The organism is Streptomyces sp. NPDC056222, assembly GCF_042264065.1.
In the GTDB taxonomy this organism is placed as follows: domain Bacteria; phylum Actinomycetota; class Actinomycetes; order Streptomycetales; family Streptomycetaceae; genus Streptomyces.
The window spans coordinates 103,463-112,147 of the sequence record NZ_JBHJTL010000006.1; the positions used below are offsets into that span (position 1 = coordinate 103,463).

The following is an 8,685-nucleotide window of genomic DNA, read 5'->3' on the forward strand; positions in this document are numbered from 1 at the left end:
GGGCGTCAGATGCTCGACAGGACGTCCAGGGCTTCCGCAGCCGCGAGTTCGGCTGCTGCCGGGGCCGTCTTGAAGCCGGCGCCGGACCAGCCGGTGGCCAGCACGATGCGGCTGTCGGGCCGTTCCCGGCCGAGATGGGGCAGGGAGTGCGGGGTGTACAGGTCGACGCCCTGCCGGCCGCCGAGGAAGCGGGTCGCCGGGTCCGCGAGCCAGGGCCAGCGCGCGGCCGCGCCTTGGCGGATGTACGCCACGTGCTCGTCGGTGAGCGTGTCCTCCCCGCCCGCGGGTACGTCCCACTCGTCGACGGGTCGCCCCGCCATGTACCCGCCCGCCGCCTCCCCGGAGACCTGGGGCCGGCCCCAGACGCCGGTCACCATGTCGACGACGGTCGGCAGTCCGGCCGTGTCCGGGTGGTGGAAGAAGCCGTACCGAATGCTCTTGGTGCGCCCCGCGTCCGAGCCGCTCAGCCGGTGACCGGCGATCGACCCGGTGCCGCTGCCGGCCGCCAGGACCACGGCCAGGGCCTCGACGGGCCCGCCCGGTTCCAGCAGGACGCGGACCCGGTCGGCACCGGGCGGCGCGACCAGTTCCCGCACGCGGGCGGGCAGCAGCCGGGCTCCGTGGGCCAGCGCCCGGTCCCGGTACACACGCGCGGTGCGCGGCGGATCGGCGTAACCGCCCTCCGGTTCCCACACCGCAGCGCTGACCCCGTCCACCGACAGCCCCGGGAACCGTTCCCCGATCACTCCGGGCTCCAGCAGCTCCGCCGGCACCCCGGCGCCGTTGAGCTCGGCGACGCCCTTCTCCGCCTGGTCCAGGTCGGCGTCGCCGCACAGCACCAGCGAACCGGTCGGCACGAAGCCGTACGGTCCCGGGACCAGGGCCGCGGGCCCCCAGGCCAGCTGGTGGCTGCGGAGGGCGAGCCCCCGCAGATACGGGTCGGCCTCGAAGGCCCGCACGAGCCCACCGGACCAGGCGGTGGCGTGGTCACGGCGCCCGTCCATCGGCGCGACGAGCGCCACCCGCGCGCCCTGCCGGGCGAGCACGGCTGCGGTCGCGGCCCCGACGACTCCGGCGCCGACGACGATCACGTCGTAGGCCCGGCCCCGGTGACCACCGCCGCCGCCCGAGGACGTCGACGTACGCGAAGGAGCGGGAGCGGGAGCGGGTACGGGTACGGGTACGGGTACGAAGTCCCAGCCCACGCTCCCCGCCACGGGCTCCCCGAGCGCGGTGAACGCCCGGTCGGCATGGGTCCGTACGGCGGCGAGCAGAGTCCGCCCGGTGCGCTCCGGGTTCTCGGTGAGGGCCTCGGTCGCCGCTGCGAAGGCGGCCATGACGTGGGCTTCCGGCCCTCCGCGCATCCGGGCCACGCGCGCGCCCCGGTTCGCGTCGCCGAGGAGTTCGGAGAACTCGTCGACCGCGCAGTCGTCGGTGAAGTACAGCTCCCCGTCGAACCCCGCCTCCCGCCACTCCCGGCCGACCCGCGCGGCCCCGCCGTGGGTCCCGCACACGACGAGCGCGGTGAGCGCGGCCGCGTCGGCCCCGGGGGCGGAGACGATGCCCGGCGCTCCCGCAGCCGTGCGGAGGCCGGTCGCCAACGGGCCGACGCCCGGCGGCGCACCGGTCGCCGGACCGCTGCCGTCCGAGACGACGGGCCCGGCCGGAAGTCCGGCGGCCGGACCGGGGCGGGCGGGGTCGCCCGCGTGCCACGCGTCCCGTACCAGGCGCGCCAGGCCCTCCCCGTACGCCGTCCCGTCGTGCGTGACGGCGATCCGGGTGTGGCCGGCCGCGCCGACGGCGGCGAGCAGATCCGCCGCCTGGGCGCGGTCGTCCGGGCACCAGCGCAGAACCGTGCCCCCGCAGTCGGCGAGCAGGTCCGGCGTCGTGGCCAGCGGCAGCAGGACGGGCAGGCCGCCGGACCGGTAGACGGGGAGCGCGGCCCGGGCGCCGGCGCTGTTGAAGTGGCCGATCACGAGCGTGTGCCGGCCTTCGGCGACCACGGCCTCGGCGATCTGCCGGGCCGTCTCCGCCTCCCCCCGGTCGTCGTACAGCTCCCAGGTGACGTCCCCGTACAGGGCGGCGGCCCGCTCCAGATGCTCACCCCATGCGGCCCGGGGCCCCGAGAAGGGCCCGACGACGGCGCCGCGGGGCAGCACGGATGCGGCACCGGCGGGCTCGGCGCGGGCGGCGGAGGCGGGCCGGGCACGGAAGCCCGGGGACCCCGCACCGACATCCCCGACGACCTCAGCCACCGAAGACCGTCCCCGGCCAGGCCGCCAGCGGCGCGCCCGGGACCAGTGGCGTCAGGGCCACCGCGTCCACGGGGCGTACCGCCGGCAGGCCGAGGAGCTCCGACAGCCGCGCAGATCCGTACGGCAGCGCGGGCGCGGCCCACGCCGACAGCGCGGCGGCCGCGGTCAGCTGCGCGGCCAGCGCGGCGCGGTACGCCGAGGCGCCGTCCGGCCGCTCCGCCTCGAAGCCGTTCACGTATCCGAAGTCCTCGGCCAGGGCGACGACTTCGTCGAGCAGCGCGACCGCCCGCCGGGCGTCGTACCCCTCGACCCCGTACGCCTCCCGCAGCTGTCCGACGGTCTCCGTCAGTCGCCCGCGCAGCCGCTCCCAGGCAGCACCCCGCGGCGTCTCGGCCGGGACCACGCCTCCGTCCTCGGCGACGGCGGCGAAGAGTCGGCCCAGCCAGCCGTCCCAACGGTCCGCCAGCCGCGACCGGCTGATCTCGAGCGCGGCCGAGCTGAAGCTGGTCTGCCGTCCGTTGGGCCGGTCCGACAGCACGTGGTAGCGCAGCACGTCCGCGCTCGTACGGGCCAGCTCCTCGTGCGCCCAGATGGCGTGCCGTCGGCTCGTGGAGAACTTCAGCCCCTCGAGCCGGTAGAACTCGTTGACCACGAACGCCTTCGGGAGTGCGATCTCCGCGTCGTACGCACGGAACGCCGCCGGGAACAGCAGCGCGTGGAAGTAGCCGTTGTCGAAGCCGAAGAACTGCACCGGCGCGGGCGCGGGCCCTGTCTCCCCGGCGCCGGTCCACTCCAGCAGATAGCCGGGGGCCATCTCGAACCACACGTAGATCCGCTGCTCGGTGAAGCCCGCGACCGGTACCGGCACACCCCAGTCGGAGGGGTGGCTGACGGCGATCTCCGGCAGCCCCTCGGCCCGCATCCACTCGCACAGCGACCGCAGGTGCGGCGGCATGTCGACCTCGGCCCAGAAGGTGGTGAGCTGCTCCTCGAAGGGGGCGAGGGGGAAGTAGAGCCGTTCGCAGTCGCGGAGTTCGGGGGTGTCGCCGCAGCCGGTGCAGACCGGCTCGATCAGGTCCGCGCAGTCGTTGGGGCGACCGCACGGCTCGCAGGCGTTGCCGTTCGAACCGGAGCCGCAGTGCGGGCAGCCGCCCTTGAGGTGCGCCTCGTACAGCCAGCGCTCGCAGCCGGTGCAGTACGGCAACGGCCGCGTACGGGCGACGATGTGCCCGGCGTCGTACAGCCGCTGGAAGAACTCCTGCACCACCGACTGGTACTCGACATCACGGCGCGGGCGGACGATCGCGTCGAAGTCGGCGCCGGCCTGCCGCCAGACGGACTCGATGGACGCGCCGTACCCGTCGGCGACCTCCTCGCCCTTGCGCCCGCCGTCGTTGAGGCCGCGGACGGGAACGTAGCTCTGGTGGTCATCGAGGCCGGTGGTGTACCGGACGGTCCCGGCCCCCTCGGCCACCAGATAGCGGCGCAGCACGTCACCGGCGAGGTACGGGCCGGCGAGGTGACCGATGTGCAGGTCGCCGTTGGGCGTGGGCGGGGTGGCGGTGATCCAGTGCGTCGCGCTCACGCCGCGACCTCCTCGTTCTCGGTACGGACGGCGGGCTCGCGCAGCGGCCAGTAGAGGGAGACCCAGCTCAGCTCCTCGTCGCCGGTGTTGTGGACGACGTGCTCCTGATTGCGGGGCAGGACGACGATGTCGCCCGCACGGAACGGCGGTTCGAGCACGCCGTCGAGGGTGACGCTGCCGGCGCCGGAGAGGATGATCATGACCTCGTCCTGGTTGTGGCAGTCGGGGTCGGAGTCGCCACCGGGCCGCAGGAAGCAGGCCATGGCGCCGACCGGCGGCTCCTTGTCCCCGCCGGGCCACGGAATCAGCCGTTGGCAGGCGAGGCCGAACTCCTCCTCGGCGGAACTCCGGTCGATTCGGAAGCGGTTCGGACTACGGTCGGCCATGGCCTCTCCTGTGCGGTCTGCCCGCCGGGCGGGCGGGGTGGTGTCGGCGCTGCCGTACGGGGTGACGGCGACGGCCGGCTCCCCCGGGGGCAGGATGGGTGCGGTGAAGGGCATACGGGTCTCCTGAGGCGTGCGGCAGGTGACGGGCGACGGCAACGCGGGCGGGAGGGCGTCTCTCCGACGCGGGGCGGGTCTCTCTCCGGCGCGGGGCGGGTATCTCTCCGACGCGGGGGCGGGGCAGGGCAGCCCTCAGCCCTCGTCCAACCCCCGCACCGCCGTCACCGGGATCCGGGCGAGGCCGGCCATGACCTGACGGGGGCCGGCGCCCCAGCCGTACCGTCGCTTGAGCGGGGCGAAGTGGATGGCGATCAGTTCGAGGAGCGGACCGAGATCGCCCGGCGTGGTGCCGAGCAGGGCGAGGAGTTGTTCGGTGCGGGTGATGCCCGCTCCGGGGCCGATCCCGTGCACGGCCGCGTCCTGCCAGGTGGCGCCGGCGCTGCGGGCCACCACGGTGTTGTGGAGGGCGAATCCCTGGTTGTCGTGGGCGTGGATGCCGACCGGGGCGACCACGGCGGCGCGGGTGGACTGGACGAGTTCGATGACGCGCTCCGGGCGGAGCGAGCCGAGCGAGTCGACGAGGAAGACGGCGTCGAGCGGTCCGAGCGCCGCCGTCTCGATGAGACAGCGGTCGAGTTCGGGATAGGAGGCGAGGTCGATGTCGGTGAGGAGCAGACAGACGCCGAACCCGGCGTCGCGCAGCCGTCCCAGCGGGGCGGCGGCACGCGCCACCTCGTCGTAGCGGACGGCGACGCGCACCAGGCCGACAGGGAGGGGGACGGCGGCGATCCGGTCGGCGATCCTGTCGGCCGCCGCCGCGGCGGGGCCGTCCCCTGCCGGCAGGTCGGCGGCGTCGAGCAGGACCGCGAACCGCGGCCCGTACCGCTCGGCGCGGGTGGCCGTGAGGACCTCGGGCAGTGGGGCGCCGGCCGTCCGGTCGGCGGGATCGCGCACGTACCCCAGCTCGATCACGTCGATGCCGAGCCGCCCGCAGACCGCGAGATAGTCGGCGACCAGCTGCGGTGACGGCGCGCCGCCGGTGAGCTGCCCGCTGGTACGCAGGGTGCAGTCGAGCAGCGTCATGCGGTCATCCCCAGCCGGTGTCGTTCGTTCCCGGGCCGGGGACCGGAGCGCCCCAGCCGGTGTCGTAGGTGCCGCTGACGACCGCCGCGCCCCAGCCCGTGTCCTCGGTACCGGCTCCACTGCCGGCGGCGAGCTGCGTGCCGGTGACGGTGGCCAGGCCCGCGAGGGCGGTGATCAGGGTGGCGTACACGGTGTTGCGGATCCGCCGCTTCATTCGTCTGCTCTCTCTTCCGCGATGACTGAGTCCGAGTGTTTGCAAGGGATTTGCATGGCTCGCGTGCTTCACGAGCTCTGTGAGCTTTGACCTTGTGGGCGGTGAGATGAACGTATCCGGGATTGCATGACTATCGGGCGGACCGCATGGCTCATTAGGCTGCATGGCAGCAACAGGACGCTGTCACAAGCGGGGGTAAAGGTGGCGATACCAGACAGAAGCGAGAGGCCCGAGGGCCTCACGAGCGGCCCTGGCGGTGGCTTCGCGGTCGGACTCATGGGCGCGCCTCCGGGGGAGGCTCTACCGGACGGCTTGGCTCCGGACGATCCGCCGGCGCGGGTCTACACGACGATCCTCGGACGCGATCCGGACCTCCCCGCGCGACCGGCGGACCTGGCCGAGGAGCTGGAACTCCCGCTCGCACGCGTGGAGTCGGCGGTGTCGGCCCTGCTCGACATGGGCCTACTGCGCCGCACCCCGGAGCGCGGGGTCCTGCCGGTGCCACCGGACGAGGCGGTCCAGCGCACCCTGGGCCCGCTGGAGCGCGAGATGCGGGCCAGACGCCTGCACATGGAGCGCACACGCGAGCAGTTGATGGCGTTCATGCCGCTCTACGAGACGCATCTGTCCCAGATGACGCACCTCCGGCGGGCGGAGTACGTGGAGGTCCTCACCGATCTCCGGGCGGTCCGGGAGGCGATCACCGAACTGGGCCGCACCTGCGAGAGCGAGGTCATGACGGCGCAGCCGGGCGGTGGCAGGCGCGCCGAGGTCCTGGAAGAGGCGGTCGCCCGGGACGAGGAGCTGCTGCGCCGCGGCGTCCGGATGCGCATCCTCTACCAGCACACCGCCCGCTTCTCCGCGGGCACCTGCGCCTATGTCGAACGGGTCGGCAAGCTGGGCGCCCAGGTGCGGACCCTGGACGACGAGTTCATGCGGATGCTGGTCTTCGACCGCGCGACGGCGGTCATCCCGGTCCCGGACGACCCGAACGCGGCGGTCCTGATCCGTGAACCCCACGTGGTCTCGTTCATGGTCGGCGCGTACGAACGCCTCTGGCTGGAGGCGCTCCCGTTCGAGACCGAATGGGACCGCCAGACGATCATGGACATCTCCGACGAGCTCAAGCAGACGATCGTCCGCCTCCTCACGGAGGGCCTGACCGACGCCGCGATCGCCCGCCGCCTGGGCCTCTCGGTCCGCAGCTGCCGCCGCCACGTCGCCGACGTGATGGCGGCCCTGGGCGCCGAGAGCCGCTTCCAGGCGGGCTACCTGCTGGCCCAGCAGGAACGCGAGCAGCCGACGGGCTGACGGCGTACGGCGCCGTCGGGCAGTTCATCCGACGGAACAGGAAAACGAAGCGGCGCCCGAGCCGGCCGAAGCCGTCCCGGGCGCCGCATATCAGGTCACACGGTCATGGGGTGACGCTGAACAGCATGCGCTTGCCCGGGTGTTCGGTGACCGTCCAGAGCTGGTTCGGCGAACCGGGCCAGACGGAGAGGTCCTCGACCCCGATCGCGGACAGCCGGCGGGGGGACGTCTCGACGAGTCGTCCGGTGCCGGTGTCGGGCCTGGCGACGATCAACCGGCCGTTCGACATTCCTCGGCTCTGGCTGAGGTAGTACGTGCCGTTGATGACCGCGGCGCCCTGGATCCCGCCGTTGTCGGTGTACGACGTGTTGTAGGGAATGCGGTAGGCCTCGTCGGCCGCCCAATAGCCGTTGGCGTCCAGTTTCGGCGTTCCCCCGCTGGCGTTCATCGGCCGACGGATGACCCTGCCGGTCGTGTACGCGTCCGTGACCTGTGCCTTCTCGCACCATTCGCCGGTGGTGATGTGGCGGACGCTGGAGCTGCGGTCCAGGCCGGCGAAGCTGGTCTTCGGTGTGACGTCGTTGGCCTGGCACGTCTTGTCGTTGTCCTGCATGTCGCAGGGAGTGCCCGGCGGCGGCTCGACCGTGTCGCAGGCGGTGTTGGTCCACCCGTCGCTCTGCGGAAGGATGTAGCGGTAGCCGTGGGCGTGGTAGACGCCGTCCTGCCTGCCGATGGCGGTCTTGGACGTGCCCCACTTCTCCGCGGGCAGTGCCCCGAGGTCGATGATGTTGCGCAGGTCGAAGACGCGGAATCCGCGGTTGGTGTCGGCCACGTACAGGTAGTAGCCGTACCAGACGATGCCACCGGCGTGCAGCGAGCCGTAGTTGTACTGGCTCGACGAGTAGTGCTGCGAGGTGCGCACACTCATGTAGCTGGCGTTGCCCGAGGAGTTGATGAACGGGTACACCAGCAGGACGTGGGCGTACTTCCCGGTGCTGGAATCGATGAAGGAGACACGAACGCCCTTGCGTTCGGTGTTCAGTCCGTCGGCGTCAGCGTCGTCGGGCTTCTTGTCGCCGTTCCAGTCGTCCTTGTTGTACCAGGTGACCATCATCGGCTTGTGGTCCGCGGGATTCCACCCGGCTTCGGGGTCGCCCCAGGTCTGGTCCTCGTCGGCGTCGGCGACGGTGGTCACGCCCTGCGGCCACCACTCGGAGTTCGCGTTGCCGTTGTCGGCGTCGTCGAAGCAGAAGCTCCGGGTGAAGTTCTCCGGCTTCGTGCCGGACTCGACGGCCGCCGCGTTGCAGACGCCCGAACTCCACGTGCCCTGACGGGCGTCCGCCTTCAATATCGAGTTCACGCCTATGTTGGGCAGGTCGGCGTTCAGCTTGTCGACCCGGCCCTGCAGTTCGGCCTTGTTGCCGATCGGGCGGAGCTCGAAGTTGCCCAGCGCGAGACCGGGATCGTCGACGGCCTGCGCGGGTGCTGCCGTCAGCAGCGACGCGGCGAGGGTCGCCATGATGGACAACACCGCCCTCGTCCTGAAACTCCTCTTCACGCGTTCCTCCCGTGTCATTGCCATGCACATGGCCTGCGGGAGTGTAGGCGAGTTCGACAACCCTGCGAGTGATGACCCTGTGAAGACGGTTGACCTGGGCTTTCGTGACGGGTCCGCCCCACACACGCCGTCGGGCCCCCCCGGTTTAACCGCCCGGGCCGCGCAGGGGACAGACGGGGGGACACACCCCCCGGGGGGGGCCGCCGGGGGGGGGGGGCCCCCCCCACGGGGAGGTA

The 8,685-nt window shown here is 72.6% G+C and carries 7 protein-coding genes; 1 reads left to right on the forward strand and 6 read right to left on the reverse strand.

Going from position 1 to position 8,685, the window contains the following annotated elements:
• Window positions 1-5: 5 nt before the first annotated feature.
• From ACFC0D_RS05235 to ACFC0D_RS05255, 5 genes are all read right to left on the reverse strand, one after another.
• Window positions 6-2,255: an FAD-dependent oxidoreductase gene (locus ACFC0D_RS05235; protein WP_376431191.1), complete on the reverse strand. Its 2,250-nt coding sequence runs from the start codon at window positions 2,253-2,255 to the stop codon at window positions 6-8.
• Window positions 2,248-3,840: a class I tRNA ligase family protein gene (locus ACFC0D_RS05240; protein ID WP_376431193.1), complete on the reverse strand. Its 1,593-nt coding sequence runs from the start codon at window positions 3,838-3,840 to the stop codon at window positions 2,248-2,250. The genes ACFC0D_RS05235 and ACFC0D_RS05240 overlap by 8 nt, the downstream gene beginning before the upstream one ends.
• Complete coding sequence (locus ACFC0D_RS05245) at window positions 3,837-4,340, reverse strand: cupin domain-containing protein (protein WP_376431195.1); 504 nt, start codon at window positions 4,338-4,340, stop codon at window positions 3,837-3,839. The genes ACFC0D_RS05240 and ACFC0D_RS05245 overlap by 4 nt, the downstream gene beginning before the upstream one ends.
• 135 nt (window positions 4,341-4,475) lie before the next feature.
• Window positions 4,476-5,366 (reverse strand): hypothetical protein, encoded by an 891-nt coding sequence (locus ACFC0D_RS05250; protein WP_376431197.1) that lies wholly within the window; start codon window positions 5,364-5,366, stop codon window positions 4,476-4,478.
• Between the two features lie 4 nt (window positions 5,367-5,370).
• The gene (locus ACFC0D_RS05255) at window positions 5,371-5,580 is read right to left on the reverse strand and encodes a hypothetical protein (RefSeq protein WP_376431199.1); all 210 of its coding nucleotides are present in this window, start codon (window positions 5,578-5,580) and stop codon (window positions 5,371-5,373) included.
• Between the two features lie 276 nt (window positions 5,581-5,856).
• Here ACFC0D_RS05255 and ACFC0D_RS05260 point away from each other — a divergent pair, with 276 nt between their 5' ends.
• Window positions 5,857-6,891, forward strand: coding sequence for a LuxR C-terminal-related transcriptional regulator (locus tag ACFC0D_RS05260; protein WP_376431201.1), 1,035 nt, complete (start codon window positions 5,857-5,859; stop codon window positions 6,889-6,891).
• A 103-nt stretch (window positions 6,892-6,994) separates the two neighbouring features.
• On the opposite strand, the gene ACFC0D_RS05265 is transcribed toward ACFC0D_RS05260, so the two are convergent.
• A complete protein-coding gene (locus ACFC0D_RS05265) occupies window positions 6,995-8,422 on the reverse strand; it encodes a hypothetical protein (protein ID WP_376431203.1) in 1,428 nt (475 codons plus the stop codon).
• Between the last annotated feature and the right edge of the window lie 263 nt (window positions 8,423-8,685).

What these genes read in the sequence shown, in the direction of transcription:
- ACFC0D_RS05260 (WP_376431201.1), top strand. Translation starts at nt 5,857, where the DNA reads ATGGGCGCGCCTCCGGGGGAGGCTCTACCGGACGGCTTGGCTCCGGAC.
- ACFC0D_RS05250 (WP_376431197.1), bottom strand. Translation starts at nt 5,366, where the DNA reads ATGACGCTGCTCGACTGCACCCTGCGTACCAGCGGGCAGCTCACCGGC.
- ACFC0D_RS05245 (WP_376431195.1), bottom strand. Translation starts at nt 4,340, where the DNA reads ATGCCCTTCACCGCACCCATCCTGCCCCCGGGGGAGCCGGCCGTCGCC.
- ACFC0D_RS05255 (WP_376431199.1), bottom strand. Translation starts at nt 5,580, where the DNA reads ATGAAGCGGCGGATCCGCAACACCGTGTACGCCACCCTGATCACCGCC.